17 protein-coding genes and 2 pseudogenes are annotated in these 20,240 nt (G+C 59.0%); 12 read left to right on the top strand and 7 right to left on the bottom strand.

The annotated features are described in order from the left end of the window. Positions 1-71: 71 nt before the first annotated feature. Positions 72-1,274, bottom strand: coding sequence for a cytochrome P450 (locus tag PQR02_RS15665; protein WP_408232268.1), 1,203 nt, complete (start codon positions 1,272-1,274; stop codon positions 72-74). A 1,331-nt stretch (positions 1,275-2,605) separates the two neighbouring features. Here PQR02_RS15665 and PQR02_RS15660 point away from each other — a divergent pair. Beyond that, entirely contained in the window at positions 2,606-2,941 is a 336-nt protein-coding gene (locus PQR02_RS15660; RefSeq protein ID WP_408232265.1) for a hypothetical protein, read from the top strand. A gap of 388 nt (positions 2,942-3,329) precedes the next feature. On the opposite strand, the gene PQR02_RS15655 is transcribed toward PQR02_RS15660, so the two are convergent. Both PQR02_RS15655 and PQR02_RS15650 read right to left on the bottom strand, forming a co-directional pair. After that, a complete protein-coding gene (locus PQR02_RS15655; protein WP_408232262.1) occupies positions 3,330-4,058 on the bottom strand; it encodes a TetR/AcrR family transcriptional regulator in 729 nt (242 codons plus the stop codon). A gap of 55 nt (positions 4,059-4,113) precedes the next feature. Continuing rightward, positions 4,114-4,932 (bottom strand): annotated as a pseudogene (locus PQR02_RS15650) (IS630 family transposase); the annotation flags it as partial. A 456-nt stretch (positions 4,933-5,388) separates the two neighbouring features. Between PQR02_RS15650 and PQR02_RS15645 the strand changes: the two are divergent. From PQR02_RS15645 to PQR02_RS15610, 8 genes are all read left to right on the top strand, one after another. Continuing rightward, positions 5,389-6,702, top strand: coding sequence for an Nramp family divalent metal transporter (locus tag PQR02_RS15645; protein WP_408232259.1), 1,314 nt, complete (start codon positions 5,389-5,391; stop codon positions 6,700-6,702). 145 nt (positions 6,703-6,847) lie between these two features. Then, positions 6,848-7,849: a VOC family protein gene (locus PQR02_RS15640; protein ID WP_408232256.1), complete on the top strand. Its 1,002-nt coding sequence runs from the start codon at positions 6,848-6,850 to the stop codon at positions 7,847-7,849. An 81-nt stretch (positions 7,850-7,930) separates the two neighbouring features. Then, positions 7,931-8,470: a carboxymuconolactone decarboxylase family protein gene (locus PQR02_RS15635; RefSeq protein WP_408232253.1), complete on the top strand. Its 540-nt coding sequence runs from the start codon at positions 7,931-7,933 to the stop codon at positions 8,468-8,470. Between the two features lie 28 nt (positions 8,471-8,498). Then, positions 8,499-9,338: a fumarylacetoacetate hydrolase family protein gene (locus PQR02_RS15630; RefSeq protein WP_408232251.1), complete on the top strand. Its 840-nt coding sequence runs from the start codon at positions 8,499-8,501 to the stop codon at positions 9,336-9,338. Positions 9,339-9,368: 30 nt separating this feature from the next. Continuing rightward, positions 9,369-10,019 carry a polysaccharide deacetylase family protein gene (locus PQR02_RS15625; protein WP_408232248.1) on the top strand — a complete coding sequence of 217 codons (651 nt, stop codon included), beginning with the start codon at positions 9,369-9,371 and terminating at the stop codon, positions 10,017-10,019. Between the two features lie 30 nt (positions 10,020-10,049). Then, the gene (locus PQR02_RS15620; RefSeq protein WP_408232245.1) at positions 10,050-10,496 is read left to right on the top strand and encodes a nuclear transport factor 2 family protein; all 447 of its coding nucleotides are present in this window, start codon (positions 10,050-10,052) and stop codon (positions 10,494-10,496) included. A gap of 190 nt (positions 10,497-10,686) precedes the next feature. Further along, a complete protein-coding gene (locus PQR02_RS15615; RefSeq protein WP_408232242.1) occupies positions 10,687-11,172 on the top strand; it encodes an NADPH-dependent FMN reductase in 486 nt (161 codons plus the stop codon). After that, positions 11,169-12,470: a CynX/NimT family MFS transporter gene (locus PQR02_RS15610; RefSeq protein WP_408232239.1), complete on the top strand. Its 1,302-nt coding sequence runs from the start codon at positions 11,169-11,171 to the stop codon at positions 12,468-12,470. Before PQR02_RS15615 ends, PQR02_RS15610 begins: the two co-directional genes overlap by 4 nt. Positions 12,471-12,914: 444 nt before the next feature. Here PQR02_RS15610 and PQR02_RS15605 read toward each other — a convergent pair whose 3' ends face one another. Together PQR02_RS15605 and PQR02_RS15600 are read right to left on the bottom strand one after the other, a co-directional pair. After that, entirely contained in the window at positions 12,915-13,685 is a 771-nt protein-coding gene (locus PQR02_RS15605) for an SDR family NAD(P)-dependent oxidoreductase (RefSeq protein WP_408232236.1), read from the bottom strand. A 207-nt stretch (positions 13,686-13,892) separates the two neighbouring features. Further along, on the bottom strand, positions 13,893-14,771 hold the full coding sequence (locus PQR02_RS15600; RefSeq protein ID WP_408232233.1) for a LysR substrate-binding domain-containing protein: 879 nt from the start codon (positions 14,769-14,771) through the stop codon (positions 13,893-13,895). Positions 14,772-14,973: 202 nt separating this feature from the next. On the opposite strand from PQR02_RS15600, the gene PQR02_RS15595 reads away from it, so the two are divergent. The 3 genes and pseudogenes from PQR02_RS15595 to PQR02_RS15585 form a co-directional block, all read left to right on the top strand. Then, complete coding sequence (locus PQR02_RS15595; RefSeq protein WP_408232230.1) at positions 14,974-16,251, top strand: ribulose-bisphosphate carboxylase large subunit family protein; 1,278 nt, start codon at positions 14,974-14,976, stop codon at positions 16,249-16,251. A 6-nt stretch (positions 16,252-16,257) separates the two neighbouring features. Beyond that, the gene (locus tag PQR02_RS15590) at positions 16,258-17,667 is read left to right on the top strand and encodes a four-carbon acid sugar kinase family protein (RefSeq protein WP_408232227.1); all 1,410 of its coding nucleotides are present in this window, start codon (positions 16,258-16,260) and stop codon (positions 17,665-17,667) included. A gap of 330 nt (positions 17,668-17,997) precedes the next feature. Further along, positions 17,998-18,489 (top strand): annotated as a pseudogene (locus tag PQR02_RS15585) (pyruvate kinase); the annotation flags it as partial. A gap of 129 nt (positions 18,490-18,618) precedes the next feature. Here the strand turns inward: PQR02_RS15585 and istB are convergent. Together istB and PQR02_RS15575 are read right to left on the bottom strand one after the other, a co-directional pair. Next, positions 18,619-19,350, bottom strand: a complete 732-nt coding sequence (istB, locus tag PQR02_RS15580; RefSeq protein WP_408232221.1) for an IS21-like element helper ATPase IstB — start codon at positions 19,348-19,350, stop codon at positions 18,619-18,621. A 9-nt stretch (positions 19,351-19,359) separates the two neighbouring features. Further along, positions 19,360-20,240 (bottom strand): Mu transposase domain-containing protein (locus tag PQR02_RS15575; RefSeq protein WP_408232218.1); only part of this gene is annotated, 881 nt, incomplete at its 5' end.

Below are 20,240 nucleotides of genomic sequence, written 5' to 3'. Positions count from 1 at the left end.
ACCCCGCCGCTGGCGCCAGCGTGTTGAAGGCTGGACCGCATATCAAGTGTACGCAGCGCTGCCCGTCTAGGTCAACGCGTCGCGATCAGCGACGTCACGCCCCGCAGCGTATTGCGAGGATGCCATTGCAGATCATCGATGTTCGTCAGGCGCAGGTTCGGAAGCCGCGTCAGCAGCGTTCCCAATGCGGTTTCCAGCTCGAGCGTTGCAAGACGCGCGCCGAGGCAATAGTGAATGCCACCGCCGAACATGATCGACCGGTTCGTGCTTTCCGACCGCTCGATGTCCAGCTTGTCTGGATTCTCAAAGCGCGCCGGGTCGCGATTCGCGGCGCCGAGCAGCATAAAGACGGTCGTGCCCTTCGGCAACGTGACGCCGTCGACTTCCGTCTCTTCGAGCGCCGTCCGCGCCACGAATTGCACTGAGCTGTCATGGCGCATGCATTCGCTGACGGCGCGCGGCAGTAGTTCCGGATGTGCTCTGAGCTTGTCGAGCTGGTCGGGGTGCCGATGCAGGCTGATCAGCGCATTGCCGATCATGTTCGACGTCGTCTCGTGACCGGCAAAGAACAGCAGGATCACGTTCGAAATGATTTCGTCCTCACTAAAGGTATCGCCGTCGTCGTTCACCGACAGCAACGTCGAAATGAGATCGGTTCCGGGCTTTCTCCGACGCGCCGCGACGACGTCCTTGAAATAGGCTTCGAGCTTGCGGGCCGCCGCGTTAGCGCTGGCGAGCCGGTCCGCACTTAGCGGCGCGGCCTCGAGCGACTGCATCAGTTCACCGACGTCGGCACCGAGCATCGACGCATCATCGATGCGCACATCCATCAGCCGGCAGATGATCCTGACCGGCATCGGCACCGTGAAGCTCGACACGAGATCGAACGGCCGGTCCGCCGGCAAGGCGTCGATCAGTTCGTCGGCGACGGCCTGCGTAACCTCGCGCAGCAAGTCGATCTGCCTCGCATTGAACGCCTTCATCAGCAGGGCACGCAACCGCGTATGCTCGGGGGGATTCATCATCAGGAACATCCGCGACATCGTCTGAAATACCGGCTCATGGATGCCTTCTTCCCCATACCGGACGCGGATGCTGTCCAAATACCTCCTGCCCATTTTGCGGTCGAGCAGCAATGCTTCGATGATGTCGTGGTGCCCCGTGATGAACGTATTTGCCGCAATCGGAACGAGGCGGCCATCGTCCCTGATGCGCTGATACAGGGGATACGGGTCTTGATAGAATTCGGCGGATGACAGATCAGTGAATTTCATGCGATAAGGCTGGACGGATGACGGGTTCATTCGATGCCGCAACGGGCGTGTGCGCTTCGATAGGTCCGAGGTGCTGCAGCGTAGCTACCGGGCGCCGAATGGCGCTTGACAATCAATCGGACACACCACTCGAAATTAAGTTTCCCATCGCAAGCGATTGCTGCTTACGTTCGCAGCCGCTCGCCGCCGCCGTCACGAACGCGAGTGCGTGCATGCAATGGCTACGTCGTGATGCACCCGATATCACAGAGGCACGATCCGAACCGACCTCGACGCGGGGCTTCCGAGAACGACAGCACATCGCGTACAGCTGCGGCAGGTCTTGATGAATCTCATGCTCACCGGTGATGAGCTGATCGTCGCCTCCAAGAGGATCGTGCATGGTCAATTATTAATCTCGGTCAGTGATTCAAGTGATTCGGGCGTTTCCAATTGTTCTGCCGGGGCGAGCAGCGGGGCCGTTTGCCAACCAATGCGTAGAATCTAACAGTTGCCTCTTTCGTACGAGGTCTGCAGTAGGGGTGCGAGAACTGTGGCTCGGCACCGGGACAGCGGAGTCCGACTGCGTCCTCGTTCGGTGCGATTCCGGGCCCGGCCTAACCGTGGACAGTGTGGAGCTTGTCTTCGCCCCATTTTATGGGGATGGGGCTGTCGTTCTGCCGTTCGATATTGAAGCACACGGCGGCCGGTTTCGGAGTGAACGCGAGCGCGCCACGGCGTCGTCTTTTGTTGCATGTTGCCTGCCTGGAGAGCCCGTCGTAAAGGGCGCCAATCGGGGCCGCCAACACATTCCAAGCTGACCATGAATCTTCGCAACGACCGTCCGTTGTCGCACAGATGTTGACGTTCGCTGTTTTTCTTCGATTGGCTGCAACGGGTCATCAAGCGCCTATCGCGTCGCTTGGAAGCGCTCATCCGTTGGCGCGAACGCGCGCTGGGGTAATTGTCCGAATCGTGCGAAATCTGGCGGTGGCCACGCGCTGAGCCGCACGCAGCTTACCTGCGGTGCCAATGCTCGAGAACCGCGTTCTACGCGCCCGCGTCTCATGCGGCCACGCGAGCAGGTCGACGTCCACGCACTGCTGAGCAAATAAATTCTCGACGAATTAACTGTCCACCTTTCGATGCGACAAGTGGCCTCACGCCCCCTCCCACTAGCACGTTCTCCCGCTTGCGAACCGGACAGCGCGAACCACTGCGTCCTCGTCAAACCAAAGTCGCTTTTCTCAGCCACGAGTACGAGTCTGCCCTTCGGATAACAAATTCTTAATGGACGCGTCACTGTCGAATCAGGCGCGGCAGCCATAATCGGATGGTTCCAATCAGAAAGGATGGCCATCGTGAAGCGTCTTTTACTGCCAACCCTGCTGACATTGTTGTGCGGCGCTCCTATCGTGTGTTACGCCCAGAACGTGTTGATGCTGCAACCGCAGATTGCTAACCCGCCGGCGCTGAACGCACCGCCTCTGCAAATGCCGAAGGGATCGTCTGTGAGCGGCAAGGGCGCACGCAAGGCCCTGCAGGCTGCGATGCACAATGACATCGCCCTCGCAAATCTGCAATTCCTGGATAACCTGTCGGGCGGCGGCGTGGACATGATCGACATCGATCATGATCGTAAGCCTGAATCGACGCTGTTTGTTCACAACATATACCTGAACAGATGATGCGGAAGCTCTTTGCATTTCAAAGGCCCCCGGATTACGCAGCGACGTCTGTGGCATTACGCGGATCATCGCCTTGCGCGTGCCTGGCTTTCTGGCCGTTGCTCAGATCGTGAGTGAGACCGAGCTACTTGCGACCGTGCCGCGTTACTACGCGCTCGCCATGTTGTCCAGCGAGCGTCCGCCGTCATCGGACCGGGTTCGGCCATCTACGGGCGTTCGCTCTCACGCCTGGGCGGACATTCGAACGGCAGTTCCACCCAGACACCGGACCTTCGCCATGCCTACTTCGTCGGCGATTGGGAACGTTAGGTTCATGTTGTACTACATCATGATCGACCCGGGGCTGCGTCCTTTACGTAAGCCACGTGCGTCATCGCCGCGCGCGCGCCTACGTTAACTTCAAACGATCCGGAACTGCGGCGACCGCTGCCGTGTGCTGGCCGCCGCTTGAAAGCTTTTGTTCCTGCTCGTGAGCGAACCCGTTCAAAAAAGCATCGACGACGAAACGAACCTTTGCCTCCACGATCGACGCCTTGGGTGGACGTATGATTCCGAGCAGGAGCTGGTGCGATAAATTGAACGCCATCATGTCGTGAAAGAGGATGGCAGCCTCCTGCGCGTCGCAAGTACGCAGTTCCCCGCGTGCCTGGCGCTCCTCGCAGAACTTTGTCATTGCCTCGTAAAAGATACGCGGTCCCCGATCGAACCACGTCTGTCCCACTTGTGGAAAGCGACTCGATTCGGCAATGGCCAAGCGCTGCAGCGCGATGGCTCGAGGATGCAGCACGGCCTTGTAGAACGTTTGCCCAATGCTGGTCAACGCCAGCCGCAGCGGCAGCGAGAATGCATCGGAGTCTGCAAATACGCTGGAAATCTCGTCGCTGAGATATTCGACCGCGGCAATGAAGAGACTCTCTTTGCCCTTGAAATGCTTATACACATTGGACTTGGAGCCGCCTACCTCAGCGATGATTTCATCCAGGGTCACGCCATCGTAGCCGCGCGCCAAGAACATGTCCGCCGCAGTGCTCAGCAGTTCGCGGCGTCTTTGCGTCGATTTGCTCACCGGTAGACGCGATGGCAGTTTTTTTGAGGCAGGCGTCTTGCTAGTGGGCATGTAAACCTCTTTGCGTTTTCAACCGAACTTCCGATCGCTCTCGACCCAGCCTACCCTAGTGTAGCGTTCCATTCTGTTTGGAACTTCGGCGGCTATTCGGGCGAATGACCTTCTGTAGGATGTCGCGTGGGCTCCTGGTCCAGATGAACGGTTGGGGTTGGTGTTGTGATGGGCGACAAACTCATCGATGGCGCGACCAGTTCGGGCACGCCGCGGCGGCGCCGCTCAGTAATGATATCGCGGAAAGAGCGCTCAATCATGTTCAGCCACGACGCGGAGGGGGCGTAAAGTGCATGTTCAAGCGCGGAGGCTTCGCCAGCCAGGCCTGCACAGCCAGATGCTTGTGCGTGGCGTAGTGGTCAGCGATCAGGTGCAGCGTCAGTCCCCCGGCGTTTCGCGATCGATCTGGCGCAGGAACTTCAGCCACTCGATGTAGGTGTGGCGCTGCTGGCGCTAACCGATGACTTGCCCGTCCAGCACGTTGAGCGTCGCAAACAGCGTGGTCGTGCCATAGCGCTTGTAGTCGTGCGTCATGGTGGCCGCACGCCCCTTCTTTAGCGGCAACCCGGGCTGCGTGCGGTCCAGCGCCTGCACTTGGCTCTTCTCGTTGCACCAAAGCACCAGCCCATGCTCGGGCGGCGACATGTAAAGACCCGCGATATCTTCGAGCTTCTCGACGAACTGCGGGTCGCGCGAAACCTTGAAGCCGCCGATGAGGTGCGGTTTGAAACCGTGCGCGCGCCAATGCCGTGGTCAGCTCCACCAGACGTGCCAGTTCGACCTTGACCGGCGGCGCACCGCGGGGCAGGTCGCGCTCGACACCGGCCAGCCGCGATTGCACATACCGCTCACTCCAACGTGAGACAGAGCTTCGAGCGAACCAGCCTCGTCAGCTCGTCTCGCTCCTCATCGGTCAACACGATCTCTGGGGCAACTCGCACAACTCGGGGGGCAAATTGCACGACCTCTCGAGGCGATCACGCAGTGAAACTGCTCAATCCAGATAAGTTCCATCAAGAGAAGAACACTTCCCTAGCCCTTGCCGCTTGCTCCCGCCGGCACACTCGCAATCGTACCGATTGGTACTCAAGCTTACAGACTCCCGTCCGCCCATTCGATCAAGAAAGGTGGTCACAAAATGGTGTTTACCCCAATATCCTCCTCCTCGCGTCGACATCTACCATGCTTGAAAAATAGTACTGCCCAGTACTACATTGGCTTCATCGATCTGTACCCCGGGTTGCGGAGGTCCGCTCCATCAGCACGGACATGACGCATCGCTTTGGTACCAAGCGGTTTACAGCGAGTGCACTTTCGGAGATTCGACGTAGTGGATAATGCCAACTTAGAACAGGGGCTGACCGTACGGACCGCGCTGGCCATCGGCGAGGTCCTTGCAGGACACAGGACCTCTGGTCGCGCGAGCCTTCTGTTTGTTGGGCCAGCGGTCATCGCTTCCATTGCCTACATGGACCCCGGCAATTTCGCCACGAACCTTCAGGCGGGTGCCCGATACGGCTACGCACTGCTTTGGGTGGTGCTCGGCGCAAACATCGTCGCGATGCTGTTTCAGGCGCTATCGGCCAAACTGGGTATCGTTACGAACCGCAATCTCGCCGAAATGTGCCGCGAGCAGTTTCCATTGCCCTTGGTCTACGCGATGTGGGGCATCAGCGAGATCGCAGCGATGGCGACGGATCTCGCGGAATTTCTGGGCGGCGCGATAGGCTTGTCTCTGCTTTTCCAACTGCCGCTGATCGTCGGCATGGTGATTACAGGACTCGTCACGTATTCGATCCTGATGGCCGAAAGGCGGGGATTTCGTCCGGTCGAGCTCATCATCGGCGGTCTCGTCGCTGCCATTGCGCTGTCTTATCTGGTCGAACTGTCCATTGTTCATGTAGCGTGGAGCGCCGCCGTACACGGCATGTTCGTGCCACAGCTACCTACCCGTGATGCCCTCACAGTCGCGGTCGGCATGTTCGGTGCCACGGTGATGCCCCATGCCATCTATTTGCACTCGGGACTGGTGCAGGACCGTGTACCAGCGCGCACTGACGCCGCTCGCAAAAGACTGGTGCGCTTCTCCAATCTCGAGGTGATCGTCGCGCTGGTACTCGCGGGGCTGGTCAACATGGCCATGGTCATCATGGCCGCCGGTGCGTTTCATACGGGTCATCCCGAGGTGGGTGAGATCGAAATCGCGTACCACACCTTGACGCCCTTGCTCGGCGCTGGCGCGGCCGGTGTCTTTCTTGTTGGGCTCCTTGCTTCCGGGATTTCGAGTTCGGTCGTCGGAACGATGGCGGGTCAAATGATCATGCAAGGTTTCGCAGGGTTTCGTATCCCCGTCTGGCTTCGCCGGACTGTAACGATGGTGCCGGCGTTCGTCGTCGTCGCGCTCGGTGCCAACGCAACCGATGCGCTGGTCTATAGCCAGGTGGTTTTGAGCTTCGCCTTACCGGTTCCCATGATTGCATTGCTTATCTTCACTTGCCGGCGAGACATCATGGGACCCTTCGTGAACAGTTGGCTTGTGTCCGTCGCAGCGACTCTGGGGACCGGGGCGATTCTGGTTCTCAACGCCATTCTCTTGCTTCAGACCTTTGGCGTGAGCATTCCGAGGTTGCCGAGTACCGGATGATGGATGAGCAATCTTGACGCCCAGTGCGCGGAATTCACCACCTCAGTCGCATTCAGTGAGTCGATTTCATGCCCGTTCTCGTGAGAATGGTTTTTCAAACTAGTAAGGCTTTACCCAAAAATATTCACCAGGACAAGGAGATGCGATGACCCAGATTCCTAAGACAGCCCAGCCGGCACCCTTCCGCGTGACTCGGGCAAGCCACCTGACCTTTACCGTCCGTGACCTGGCGCGTAGCCGCGATTTCTATACGGAAGTCGTGGGCTTGACCGTGAGTGACGAGGACCGTGACACGATCTATCTACGAGGCGTAGAAGAACGCTCACACCATAGCTTGATCCTGAAGCGCACGGATGGCGCGCCCTCGTGTATCAGGACCGGGCTGCGGACCTATGATGACGAAGACCTGGAAAAAGCCAAGTTCTTCTTCGATAAGCGCGGAATCAAAGCCGAATTCGTCGATGCACCGTTCCAATCACGCACCCTGCATGCATCGGACATCAGCGGAACCCCGCTAGAGTTTTGCTCCACCATGCCGCGCCTTGGACGGGTCGATCAGAAGTTCGAAAGTATTCGAGGCGGGGGTGCACTTCGCTTCGATCATTACCAGGTCACCGCCCCCGACGTCCAGCTGGCAGCAAGCTTCTACGCCGATTTTGGGTTTCGAATTCTGGACTACATGATCGTGGGAGATCAGCCGGTCGGCGTCTTTTTGCACGCCAAGGACTCTCAGTACGATGTCGTTCTTATCAAGCGCCCAGGACCCGCGTTGCATCATTTCGCATACGTCGTCCACGGTATCACTGAAATCATGAGGGCTTGCGATGTCGCCGGTAGCCTGGGGTTTGGCGACAACGTCGAGTTCGGGCCCGGTAGGCACAGTCTGGGACATTCGTACTATGTCTACCTGGTTGATCCGGACGGCCACCGCGTCGAATTGCTGCCGCCCCCGATCTACACCGGCGATGCGCAAGACGAGCCGATTGTTCATGACTTGACCAACATCTCCCGGGTAACCGAGTCGTGGGGACTCCCGCCGCGGTTGACCTGGCTGAAGAATGCTTCTTGCTTCCATGGCGTGGAACGGAGAAATCCGCCGCCCGGAGGACCCGAGCCGTCCCTGGAAGCCTATCTGGGAATGAGCTGAGGCCACGCGTAGGTGAATATCTGATCGTTGCTCACGAGAGCAACGATCCATCTCATTTGATCACGGTTAAGGTTTTTAGATATGGCACGTATCCCCTATGTGAGCAGAGAGACCATCCCGGACGGCAGAACAGATCTCTACGACCGGCTGATCGCAGAACGCGGTCCAAATCCCGAGCATATTTTCCTGGCGCTTGCGAACGCCCCGGCACTCACGGAGGCGGTTCTCGGAATGGCAGGCGCACTGCGCAAGCAGACCTCGTTTCCCAGAGTCTTCCGCGAACTTGCAGTGGTAATGGTAGGGGTCCTTGCAAATGCGACCTACGAGGTGGACCACCATTGGAATGCGGCTCTGGGCGCGGGCGTACGACGCGAACAGCTCGAGAACCTGCAGGACTTTGAGGAATCGGAACACTTCACCGCCGAAGAGCGCGCCGTGGTTCGCCTAGCGAAAGAAGCAACCCTAGAAGGGCGCGTCAGCGACAGTACATGGGACGCTACCGCCTTCCTCGGTCAGCAACAACGTCTCGAGCTACTTGTGACAATCGCCTGGTACAACTGCGTCGTTCGTATTCTTCTGCCATTGCAGATCGAAAGAGAATCGTGGTTCGTGCGCCAATAGTTTTTCCGCTTGACTCAGAAAGAATCCGATGAAACTACTCCGCTATGGGCCCCAGGGCCAGGAACTTCCGGCCATTCTCGCCGCTGATGGCTCCGTGCGTGCCTTGAGCCCGATTATCAAAGATATTGACGAGTCCGTGCTCTCGCCTGAGGGCATGCGCTTTCTCGAGGCGCTCGATCCACTGAAGCTACCAAGGGTGGACGCCCCTGGGCGCATCGGCTCGCCACTTGGCGACGTCAAGGAAATCATCGCGGTGGGGCTGAACTACCGCCAACATGCGATGGAATCCAACTTGCCCATCCCTTCCGAGCCGGTCGTCTTCTTTAAGTCGACTTCATCCCTTTGCGGACCCGGCGACGACATACTCTTGCCGCCCGGCTCGACGAGTACGGACTGGGAGATCGAGCTCGGGATTGTCATTGGCAGCACCGCCTCGCGCATCGACAAGAGCGAGGCACGCAAGTGCATTGCCGGTTATGTCATGGTCAACGACGTGTCAGAGCGGCACTGGCAAGTCGAACGGGGCGGTCAGTGGAGCAAAGGCAAGTGCTTCGACACATTCACGCCGGTCGGCCCATGGCTCGTGAGGGCGAGCGAGTTGGAGTCCGGGTCGCTCGAACTGAAGCTCGATGTGAACGGCGCTGCGCGCCAGCGCGGTAGTACGGCCGATCTGATTTTCGATGTCGATACGATCGTCAGCTATTGCAGCCAGTTCATGACACTACGCCCCGGTCATCTCATCATCACGGGAACACCGGCGGGCGTGGGCTTCGGTATGACGCCGCGAACGTATCTGGCGCACGGCGATGTCGTCGATATGTCGATCACCGGCCTCGGTACACAACGTCACCTGGTGCGTGCCGCTTAATTTGCCACTGCTTTGCGCGGAACATGAACCATGAAGAAAATTACGCTCACATTCGATAATGGCCCGACGCCCGGGGTCACCGAGTCGATTCTGGCCATCCTGGCCGAGCGCGGTATCAAGACAACCTTCTTCGTCGTGGGGAATCGCATAGGCGATCCCGTGGGTGCGGCTTTGCTCGACAAGATAGTCGAGCACGGCCATTGGGTGGGCAATCACTCATTCACCCATTCCGTCGCATTCGGAGATAGCACTGAGCCAGGCTATGCGCTACGCGAGGTCGGCGACACGCAGGCGCTGATTGCCGAGCGTGGCATATCGGAGCGCCTGTTCCGCCCTTTTGGCAATTTTGGTCTTCTCGGACCGCATTTGCTCAGCGAAGAAGCGCTCGCCCATCTGATGGAGCACCGTTTCACATGCATTGCGTGGAACAGTGTGCCGCACGACTGGGATGATCAGGCACATTGGGTAGAACGCTGCCTGTCAGACGTTGCAAAGCAGGACTGGACGGTCGTCGTTTTGCACGATATCGAGGACGCCTCGCTCGAAAGGCTTCCCGAACTGCTTGATGGTCTTGCAAAGCAGGGCATCGAAATCGTCCAGTCCTTTCCCGAAGAGGTCGTGCTGATCCGGGACGGGGAGCCGGTGTCGTTAAAGCCCAGCCATGTGGCTGGCCGCAGTTGAGCACACGGCATGACGATCGGGAGAGGGACAATGGACGAGATGCAGGCAATGCTGGCGGAATGGAGCTGCGCCAAAACCATCCGGAAGTACGCTGTCGCCGCGGACGGAGACGATGTCGAGGCGTTTGCGGACCTGTTCGAGCCGGACGCTATCTGGCAGCGTCCCGACGGCAAGACGTACCGGGGCCATGGGGAGATTAGAGCGGTCTACGCTGCGAGGCCCCCAGGGGGCTTCTCGCGCCACCTCGTGTCGAACATCGTGGTGGACCTGAATGATTCCGAAAATGCACGGGCTCGTTCGGTTACCGTCGTTTTGAAGGCGAAGCCGCCTGCCGATGCGCCACTACGGGTACGTCCGTCCGTACTGATGGTTGCTTACGACGACACCCTGCGCCGCAGCGGAGACGGGCAGTGGAGGCTGTTGCGGCGGGAGTCCCGTCTGCTGCTGGATATAAGAGAACCGGAGGATCATGCATGAAGGTGACGCTCACTTTTCAACAACCGTGAACCAGCGCTGGATCTCGGTCGCGGCGAGACACCGCACAGCTGGCCGAGATCGGGCATGTTGCCGACGTGACACGACTACACGGTTGCCAGGCAGTCTGTAAGGCCCGGGCTGGACCGCAAGAGTCCCGCGCGGAGAGTTTATTTGGAAAAGGGAATGTATGATGCAATACCAGGTTGCTGTTGCTGTCCTCGTCGGCAGTCTTAGAACCGATTCGATCAACCGCAAGCTTGCCACGGCAATGACACGGCTCGCGCCCCCCTCACTGCGCTTCCACACGGTCGGCCTAGGCGCGCTTCCCATGTATAACGGTGATCTGGAGGTCGACCGGCCGGAGTCGGTGAAGCAATTTGTTGAGGAGTGCGAGCGCGCCGACGCTTTCCTAATGGTCATGCCGGAATTCAACCGTTCGTTACCCGCGGTTCTCAAGAATGCGATCGACTGGGGCTCGAAGCCTATGGACAAGTGCGTCTGGCGCGATAGGCCCGTCGCAATGTCCGGCACGTCGCCGGGAGCCATCGGTACGGCTGTTGGCCAGCAGCACCTGCGACAGATCCTGGGGATCCTGGGTTCAGCCGTGCTGGGTGGCGAGGCCTATATCTCGTTCAAGCCGGACCTTGTCGCGCTGCCAGAGGTGTCCCGCTCATGAGCCCGGAAATTTCCGATTCTCTTGCAGACGAGCAGCTGATCGATGCACAGGTTGATTCCGTGCCGCCGCCCAAGGTTGAAGCACTCACCAGAGTTCGCGGGAAGGTATTGCTTGGAGCCAGCCTTGTCCTGGTCGCGCTCAATCTCCGTCCGCTGTTTTCGAGCCTCGGCTCGTTGCTGCCTGAAGTAGTCCGTGCAAATGGCCTTGCGCCCACGATGGCGAGCGCGCTCACGACCTTGCCCGTCCTGTGCCTTGGCATCTTTGCGCCGGCCAGTCCTGCGCTCGCACGCCGGTTTGGCGCCGAACGGATCATTTTCTGGCTGATGCTGCTGCTTGCGGCTGGTACCGTGTTGAGGGTGGCCGGTCCGGTCGTCGCGCTGTTCGCGGGCACGATCCTCGCTGGCGCCTCGATCGCGGTCATTAACGTGCTCCTGCCCGGCCTGATCAAACGGGACTTTGCTGAGCGTACTGGTCTGATGGCGGGACTGTATACAATGGCGTTGTGCGCGGGTGCCGCCATGGCGGCCGGATTGACCGTGCCACTCGAGCGGCGGTTCCACGGTGCATGGGCGCCCGCGCTGGCTTTCTGGGCATTACCGGCTCTCGTCGCAGCGCTCTGCTGGCGTCCTCATTTGCAGTCGCCGCAGGTGGTCGGTCATCGAGGACGGATCGTGTCGCGCGGCCTGTGGCAGTGCCCGCTTGCATGGCAGGTTACGATCTTCATGGTGCTACAGTCGATGCTGTCGTTCACGGTATTTGGATGGCTGGCTCCAATCCTGCGTGATCGCGGTGTCCCGGCCGGCCACGCTGGTCTGGTGGTGTCGGTCTCGGTGATCCTGCAAACATTGGCGTGCCTGGTAGCGCCTGGTATGGCAGCGAAGCTTCCAAGCCAGCGTGTACTCAATGCCGTCGTGGTTTTGCTGGCTGTCAGTGGCTTCCTTGGTTGTTTGTTTGCTCCACTTTCAACGCTGTGGCTTTGGGCAGTTGTACAAGGGATCGGTCAGGGCGCGCTCACCTCGGTAGCGTTGACGCTGATTGTGCTGCGCTCGAAGAACGCGCACATTGCCGCCGAACTTTCCGGGATGGTGCAGGGAATTGGCTATGGCGTCGGAGCGGCGGGCCCGCTGTTGGTTGGTGTGCTGCATGGATGGACGGGAAATTTCGTTAGCGTGGGATGGATGTTCGCCGCGGTTGGTGTGGCTGCTATCGTTTTTGGCTTCCTTGCTGGGCGCGCACGTCACGTGAAGGGTGTGTTGTACGAAATCCGCATGATCGAGCGGATAGTCACTGAAGCGTGACCCGGGTACAACGATGCGCTCGCACGCCTCTGATGGATCGATGGGTGGTCATATACGGTCCGCTGGAAAACTGACTGATAGCGCTGAATGCGCGGACGTCCGTTCCACATCTAAACCCGCCATAGTCGATCTGACACGTTGAAGGACCGGTACGGGTCATGCTGCGCCCGTCCGCTCTTCAAACTCATCGCTGGAAAGCGGCCAGTCGGCAGTGCGTACTCCCGACCCTGACTTGCCGTTCAGCCTTTCCGTGACCTGAATGGCCGCTCCCGAGCGGTAAAACGGGCTCTCAAGGACGCCGCCCTACCTACTAATGCTCAGGACGCGCTGAAAGGCTGCTGTCGGTCAAGCCGGCGCTCATTGACCGCGCACGGATTTAGAAGCCAATCGGCTGCCACGGTCCTTTGCTCCCAGCGGTTGGTGTCCCGAGCCCTCGAATGCCGTTCAAACCGCGCCTGCCCCCCATGCGAGGAATCCTCCGTCCACCGGAAGCACGATCCCGTTCGTATATCCAGCTTCCTCGGACGCCAGGTAGCAGACGGCTGTGGCGATTTCCGACGTCGTGCCGTATCGCTTCATCGGAATCGCATTTGAGTATTCGGCACGGAACTCTTCGCTGTGGAGCGCCTTAGTCATCGGCGTATCAACTGGACCCGGGGCGATTGCGTTAGCGGTGATGCCGTAGTCACAGAGCTCCACCGCCATCTGGCGCGTTAAAGCGATGACAGCGCCTTTCGACGTGCCGTAGGCCGTGCGTCCCTTACCGACGGCTCGTATGCCGGCCACCGACGCTATATTGATGATGCGGCCCCAGCGGTTCCTAACCATCAGACGCGCGGCATGTTGGGAGCATAGAAACGCGCCAGTTACATTGACCTGCATGGTTTTGAGAAACGTGTCGAGGGGATAGTCTATGAATGGCACCAGCTTGGCAATGCCGGCGCCGTTCACCAACACGTCACAACGCCCGTGCGTCTTGTCGATCGCATCGAACGCAGCGGCAATCGATTCCGCGCTTGAGACATCCATCTCCGTAGCCGAAACTGACAGGCCCGCGCGCCGCAAGTTTGACGCCGCTTCCTCTGCGGCGTTCTTGTTGATATCGGCAAGAACGACGTGATAACCCCGTTTTGCAAGCTGTTCTGCTGAATCTACACCGATGCCCATTGCGCCGCCCGTGACTACTGCAACGCGGCTTGCGTCTTTTTGCTCCATCTGCTCCACCTTGTCCCTTTTGATGTCAGTCCGCTAGCGGCATCGACAGGATGCCCGTAAGCGTAGAACGACGGCGCTGCGCGCCATCCCGTGTGGAGATTATTGGAGCCTAAGCGGACACGGTCAAAGGATAATAAGGCCGCACATCGTGAAAAAAAGTCACACTAAGTTACGCAGATCGCGGCGAGAAAACAGGCCGATGAGGCTTCATCCTTCCATTTGCTGTAGCTCGTTCCTTAGCCATTCCACCAAGGCGACGGTTTTCGACTGACTCTCCGCGTGAGGAGCAACCCACAGCACAATACTTACAGGTCCTGGGACGAAGCCAAACGGCGCGACAAGACCAGCTGAGTCCAATTCGTCTCGGACAAGCATTCTCGGCACTGCAGCGACTCCCAATCCGCATTTAGCGGCTTGGATCTGAAGATAAAAATGATCGAACGATTCAGCGATCTCGGGTGGGTTTTCAAGCACCGTCGAGGTCGCCTTAAACCAGTCGACCCACGCGGACGGTCGCGTATTGGTTGCTAGAAGCCGCGCCCGCTCAAGGTCGCTCGGTTTTTCGATCCGGTTTGTTCGCATGTACTCTGGGGCGCACACTGCGCCGATCCATTCCTCAATCAACGGTATCGGGGTGACACCTTTAGGTACCGGGATGGACGAAAGCCGTATCGCCACCGTTATCTTGTCTCGGGTAAAGTCGATTTCGCCATGACTTGTGTTGAAACTCAGCTCAAGCGATGGGATCGCATTTTTCAGCTTTGAGAGGCGCGGCAGCAGCCAGTACATCATGATCGAGGCCGAGCATGAGAGCGTCAACGGCCCGGGCTTCAGCTGATCGACGGTCCTTTGTATAAGGTTGAACGCCACGCTCAGGCCTTCGGCCAACTGCGCCCCTTCAGGCGTCGGCTCAGTCGCGTGCGCATTGCGTGACAGCAGTAGCAGGCCCAGCTGGTCTTCAAGCGCGCGGATATGTCTGCTGACCGCACCATGAGTGACGCTGAGCTCGTCGGCAGCGGCACCGAAGCTCCGAAGGCGAGCTGTGGCTTCAAAGGCGCGCAGCGCATTCAACGAGAGACGAGGCACGTGGGCTCCTGTGGGCCCGAGGCCCAGTGCTGATGGAAGTGGCCTATTGTGAGTTTTTCGCTCCGCGTCGAGAAATCATATCGTTTGATGTCGCGAGTCGTCAAACCTATATTCTGGACATCTCCCGGTTTAAGCGCATGCGTCCCACGATACGTCCATGCGCCCGGTTTCAGGTCTAAAATCCCAGGACGCAGAGTCGAACATGGTCGAAACCTCCAGTCAAAGAGCGGAATTCACTGCGCGCTATTTTGTTGAAAGCTCAGTACCGATTGCAAAAGCCGCCGAAGTCATTGCCGGCGAACAGTCGAGCGGAACGTTTCTCGCGCTCCCGGGAGAAACTGATGCGCTAAAAAATCGTGCCCGGGCTCGTGTGGTGAAGGTCGATTCGCACCCCCCCGTTCTCGAGCCGTCGCTGCGCAGCGCTCACGTCGAACGCAAGGGTCCGCCGAGCGTCTATTACCGAGGCGAGATCGAGATCGCCTTCCCGGTGGACAACATTGGCGCGAATCTGCCCACCCTTTTATCGACTGTTGCAGGCAACCTGTTTGAGTTAGGGGAAGTGACAGGGCTGCGCCTGCTTGACATCGATCTACCAGCAACGTATGCGGCACGATTCCCCGGCCCTCAATTCGGTATCGGTGGAACCCGTGACTTCGCTATGGTCTACGACAGACCAATGATCGGAACGATCATCAAGCCGAGCATCGGCTTGCTTCCGGAGCAAACGGCGGAAATCGTCGATAGCCTTTGCGCCGCCGACATTGACTTCATCAAGGATGACGAGCTGCTCGCCGATCCCGCATACGCGAGCTTTGATGAGCGGCTCGCAGCCGTCATGCCGGTCTTGCATCGACACGCCGACCGCATGGGTCGCATGCCGATGTACGCGATCAACATCTCCGGCACAATCGACGAGATGCTCCACCGACACGATGCGGTTCTGCGGGCCGGCGGTACGTGCGTGATGGTTTCCATTAATTGGGTCGGTTTTGCTGGCGTCGAGCATCTTCGCAAGCATGCCCAAGTACCTATCCACGGCCATCGCAACGGCTGGGGGGCGTTCACACGCTGTCCGGAACTCGGGTTCTCCTTTCAGGCGTTTCAGAAGTTGTGGCGACTTGCCGGAGTAGATCATCTGCACGTCAACGGCATTCGAAGCAAATTCTGGGAGCCAGATACATCCGTCATCGATTCGGCCCGTGCCTGCCTGGCACCGTTCGCGGGTGTGCAGCCGCTAATGCCGGTTTTTTCGTCGGGCCAGTGGGCGTCTCAAGCTCCTGACCTTTACGCTCAACTGGGCTCCGTGGACCTGATGCATCTGGCCGGTGGCGGAATCATCGGACATCCGCACGGAATCGCCGCGGGTGTTGCCAGTATGCGAGAAGGGTGGGAAGCGGCAGTCGAAGGAGTAGATCTGAAAACCTTCGCGGAGTCCCGGCCTGCACTGCGTGCTGCCCTGTCTCACTTCCAATCGGCGTGATCCGAGATGAGCACAAAATCCGAACAATCGGACGCGGCATTGCGTCTGGCTTTCTACGGCGACGACTTTACCGGATCGACTGACGCTCTGGAAGTCTTAGCCTTCGCGGGGCTGCGGTGCGCCCTTTTCTTGAAAGCGCCTTCTTCCGAGAGGTTATCGCAACTAGGCGGATTTGACGCTATCGGTGTGGCAGGTGACAGTCGAGGCATGAGCCCGTCCGAAATGGAAGCATCCCTTCCATCGGTATTCGAGGCTCTGCGCGCCCTGAATGCTCCGATCCTTCACTACAAAGTCTGTTCAACTTTCGATAGTGGCCCGGCGATAGGAAGCATCGGAAAAGCTTTGGAGATAGCCCGCGCTGGAATCACGCGGTATCCAGTTCCGATTGTTGCCGGGACTCCAGCATTGAAGCGCTACTGCGCGTTTGGCAACCTGTTTGCCCGGTCCGGTACCGACAACAAGACTTATCGAATCGATCGCCATCCGATCATGAGCGTCCACCCGGTCACACCGATGATGGAAGGAGATCTTCTGCGCCATCTGGCGCTGCAGACAGACCTGCCTCTCTCCGGAATCTTCCTGCCCAGTCTGGAAGGCGCTCGAGAAGAAATAGACCGGGCGTGGTCGGAAGCAACTTCAACCGGCGACGCGGGAATCTTGCTCGATTCAGTCACGGAACGTCATCTGACCGAAGTCGGTCGCATCCTTGACGGCTACGCTTCAACGGTCGGTCCCATATTTACCATTGGCTCGTCCGGGGTCGAGTATGCGCTGACCCAATGGTGGCGTGAACTCGGGAAGCTTCCCAATACGCAGCGATCTTACGACCATATTGCGCCCACGAGTCAAATTCTTGCCATCTCCGGCAGTGCGTCACCACTGTCTTCCGCACAGATTGACACGGCGATCGCGGCAGGCTTCGCCGAGATTGCCATCGACGCAAAAGCGCTCGTCCGGGAAGACTCGTGGCAGCAAACAGCTCAAGATATCGTCGGCCGCACGATTGCGCTGCTCAGCGACGGGCGCAGTGTCATCATGCATACTGCCCGTGGCCCGCGCGATACACGCATCGCGGAAATGCTCGAGTGCTTTACTGCCGACGGACTGACCCCGGACGACGCTCGGCATCAAGGGGGGCGATTGCTGGGCCAACGTCTTGGCGCGGTCGCGAGTGCTGTCCTTGAGGCCACTCATTTGCGCCGCCTGGTTCTATCAGGCGGCGATACGTCGAGTCAAGTCATACAGGTTCTTGGGCCCGATGCACTTGAGATTGACGGGCGCCTCGCCGCAGGCGCGCCATTGTGCCGTGTGCTTTCCGATAAGTCTCATTTGCGAAACCTTCAGCTTGCACTCAAGGGCGGCCAGATGGGCGACGACAACTTCTTCGTCATCGCCCGGGATGGCACCGCAAGATAATCGCCGCGCCCCGCGGCGCGGCCACACGTTCTTCACGCCGCAAAGTAGATGCTAACGGGGACCGCGACCTAAAGCGCGTTCCCGCTGGTCAATCAAGAACGTCGGACAACGGTCCGACGCTTCGGCGATTGCGAACAGGAGGACCTTGGCACGGAGTCACGCGCAGGAAGCCTCGATCGCATAGGTTCGCTGTACCGATCGAGACCGACTGCAATGTCGTCACTTCGGAGGACGGTAGTTGCTCGCTTACCCGAGCGGCGTCATCTCCGGCCCGCTTCGATTCCTCGTCCCTTCCGCACGAAGTCTTTCGCAACCTGAGAATCTTCATCGATGAATAGAAACCGTTCCACGAAAATCCTTGCGACGCTCGGACCTTCAAGCTCCGCCGAAAGCCTGATTGAGAGCCTGTATGTGTCCGGCGCCGATGTTTTCAGGTTGAACATGAGCCATGGCAGCCATGCGGAACAGGCTCAGCGACTGCAAGCAATTCGCCGTATCGAGGCCCGACATGGTCGTCCGATCGGCGTGTTGCTTGATCTGCAAGGGCCGAAGCTGCGTGTGGCGCGGTTCAAAGATGGGAAAGTCGATCTGCGGCCAGGACAGGCCTTCAGCTTTGACCTTGATAGCGCGTCCGGTGACGAGTCGAGGGTCTGTCTCCCTCACCCCGAAATCTTCGCAGTCGCGGCGATCGGCGATACTTTGCTTGCCAACGACGGCCTGCTGAGGTTCAAGATTGTCGATACGTCGCTTACCCGTATGACCACGGAAGTTGTCATCGGCGGCATCCTTTCGGACCGAAAAGGCGTCAACGTCCCGAGCGTGCGTATTTCGGGGAAGCTGGACACGCGTTTCGCGTGAAGGCGGACAGGTGTTTCGCGCGAAGCTGGACAGTCGGAGCGCAGCGACGCAGGGGTTTTCTGTTTTTACTCTGCCTGCAGGTTTTCGGTCAAACTAATTTTTTGTTTTTCGCATCGATTCGCCCTTCATGGTGATCCGATACGTGTTGTGAACAAGCCGGTCGAGAATGGCGTCGGCAAGTGTCGGATCACCAAGCGCGCCATGCCAGTTTTCGACAGGAATTTGACTCGTCGCGATGGTTGAACGGCGACCGTGGCGGTCATCAAGTATTTCGAGCAGGTCGCGCCGGGCGCTGTCAGGCATTGGTGCCATCGCGAAGTCATCCATCAACAGTACGTCCGTTTTGGCCCACTGCGCGAGCGCTCGCGCGTATCGGCCGCTGCCGTGCGCAATAGCGAGTTCCTCTGTGAGTCGCGGCATCTTGAGATAGGCCACCGTGTAGCCTAAGCGGCATGCCTGATTGGCAAGCGCGCATCCGAGCCAGGTCTTACCGAGGCCGGTCGCGCCGATAATCAGCGTGTTGTGCTTCTCCCGAATCCATTCGCCGGTCAGCAAGCGGCCCATGAGTGCGCGATCGAGCCCGCGCGGGGTGCGGTAGTCGATGTCTTCGGCCACGGCATCGGAGAACTTCAGCTTGGCACGCCGAAGGCGCGATGAGGTTTGCCTGGATTCGCGTTCGCTTGCTTCGCGCTCCACAAGCAAGCCCAAGCGCTCTTCGAAACCCAGCGCTTCGATATCGGGGTTATTCTGCTGTTGCGCCAAGGCGGCTGCCATGCCGTTCAGCCTCAGCGCGTGAAGCTTGTCGATCGTTGGATGGTTGAGCATGCGTCCTCTTCAATGGTAGTAGTCGGGGCCGCGCACATTGGGATGTGTGAGCGGTAAGCTGGCCTGATCCGTTTCTGTCTGAGGCGACTGGTCCAGACCGTTCTTAAGCGTCGAGCTAATGAAACGGTAGCTTGGCGCCTTCAGATCGATGGCGCGGCAGCACGCGGCTTCCAGCCGCGCATTGCCATGGTCTTTGCCGAGGCGAAGCACGCCAAGGCAGGCGCGATAGGCTTGTTGAGGATGCTGTCGACCGCCGAGCAAGTGCTGGATCACGGCGGCGGTATGCGGGCCGATACGCATGGCCCAGTCGTACAGGCGCTGTGCTCCCCATCCGCTGACCTCTTGATGGTGAGGCGGCATGTGCGCATTAACCGTAGTGTGGTGACCACGTCGAGTGCTTCGCGCGTGGGCGGCGATACGCGTGCCTCGGTGGAAGATCTCGACTGTCCCGTTCGTATATCGAACGTCGACCTGTTGACGCGCGAAGCGATGCGGTACAGAGTAATAGTGAACGTCAATGTCGACGTGGTAGTCGGGTCCCACGCGCGCCACCTTCCAGTCAGCATATTGATAGCGCAGCAATGGAAGCGCCTTCAGCGATGAGCGTTCGAATTCATCGAAGGTGCTGCGGCGCGATCCCGGCAGCTTCTTGAAGGATTTGTTGTTCAAGTCGACCAGGAGTGACGCGATCGCAGAGTTTGCCTCGGCCAGGCTAAAGAAACGGTGCTTGCGAAGTCGGGCGAGAATGTAGCGTTGGACAAGGAGCACGCCTTGCTCGACCTTGGCTTTATCACGGGGCTTTTTACTTCGGGCCGGGATGACAGCCAGAGAATAATGCGAGGCCATTTCTCCGTATGTTCGATTGATAATGGGATCGTAAAAGCTCGGCC

Source organism: Paraburkholderia sediminicola, from assembly GCF_046026895.1.
Classification (GTDB): Bacteria; Pseudomonadota; Gammaproteobacteria; order Burkholderiales; family Burkholderiaceae; genus Paraburkholderia; species Paraburkholderia sediminicola_C.
Note: the sequence above shows the minus strand (reverse complement) of the source record. Positions and strands in the feature narration are given on the sequence as shown.

Bases quoted from the DNA above. Each gene is read 5' to 3' on its own strand.
- PQR02_RS15665 (WP_408232268.1), bottom strand. From the start codon at position 1,274: ATGAAATTCACTGATCTGTCATCCGCCGAATTCTATCAAGACCCGTAT.
- PQR02_RS15660 (WP_408232265.1), top strand. From the start codon at position 2,606: ATGGCCATCGTGAAGCGTCTTTTACTGCCAACCCTGCTGACATTGTTG.
- PQR02_RS15655 (WP_408232262.1), bottom strand. From the start codon at position 4,058: ATGCCCACTAGCAAGACGCCTGCCTCAAAAAAACTGCCATCGCGTCTA.
- PQR02_RS15640 (WP_408232256.1), top strand. From the start codon at position 6,848: ATGACCCAGATTCCTAAGACAGCCCAGCCGGCACCCTTCCGCGTGACT.
- PQR02_RS15635 (WP_408232253.1), top strand. From the start codon at position 7,931: ATGGCACGTATCCCCTATGTGAGCAGAGAGACCATCCCGGACGGCAGA.
- PQR02_RS15630 (WP_408232251.1), top strand. From the start codon at position 8,499: ATGAAACTACTCCGCTATGGGCCCCAGGGCCAGGAACTTCCGGCCATT.
- PQR02_RS15625 (WP_408232248.1), top strand. From the start codon at position 9,369: ATGAAGAAAATTACGCTCACATTCGATAATGGCCCGACGCCCGGGGTC.
- PQR02_RS15620 (WP_408232245.1), top strand. From the start codon at position 10,050: ATGGACGAGATGCAGGCAATGCTGGCGGAATGGAGCTGCGCCAAAACC.
- PQR02_RS15615 (WP_408232242.1), top strand. From the start codon at position 10,687: ATGCAATACCAGGTTGCTGTTGCTGTCCTCGTCGGCAGTCTTAGAACC.
- PQR02_RS15610 (WP_408232239.1), top strand. From the start codon at position 11,169: ATGAGCCCGGAAATTTCCGATTCTCTTGCAGACGAGCAGCTGATCGAT.
- PQR02_RS15605 (WP_408232236.1), bottom strand. From the start codon at position 13,685: ATGGAGCAAAAAGACGCAAGCCGCGTTGCAGTAGTCACGGGCGGCGCA.
- PQR02_RS15595 (WP_408232230.1), top strand. From the start codon at position 14,974: ATGGTCGAAACCTCCAGTCAAAGAGCGGAATTCACTGCGCGCTATTTT.
- PQR02_RS15590 (WP_408232227.1), top strand. From the start codon at position 16,258: ATGAGCACAAAATCCGAACAATCGGACGCGGCATTGCGTCTGGCTTTC.
- istB (WP_408232221.1), bottom strand. From the start codon at position 19,350: ATGCTCAACCATCCAACGATCGACAAGCTTCACGCGCTGAGGCTGAAC.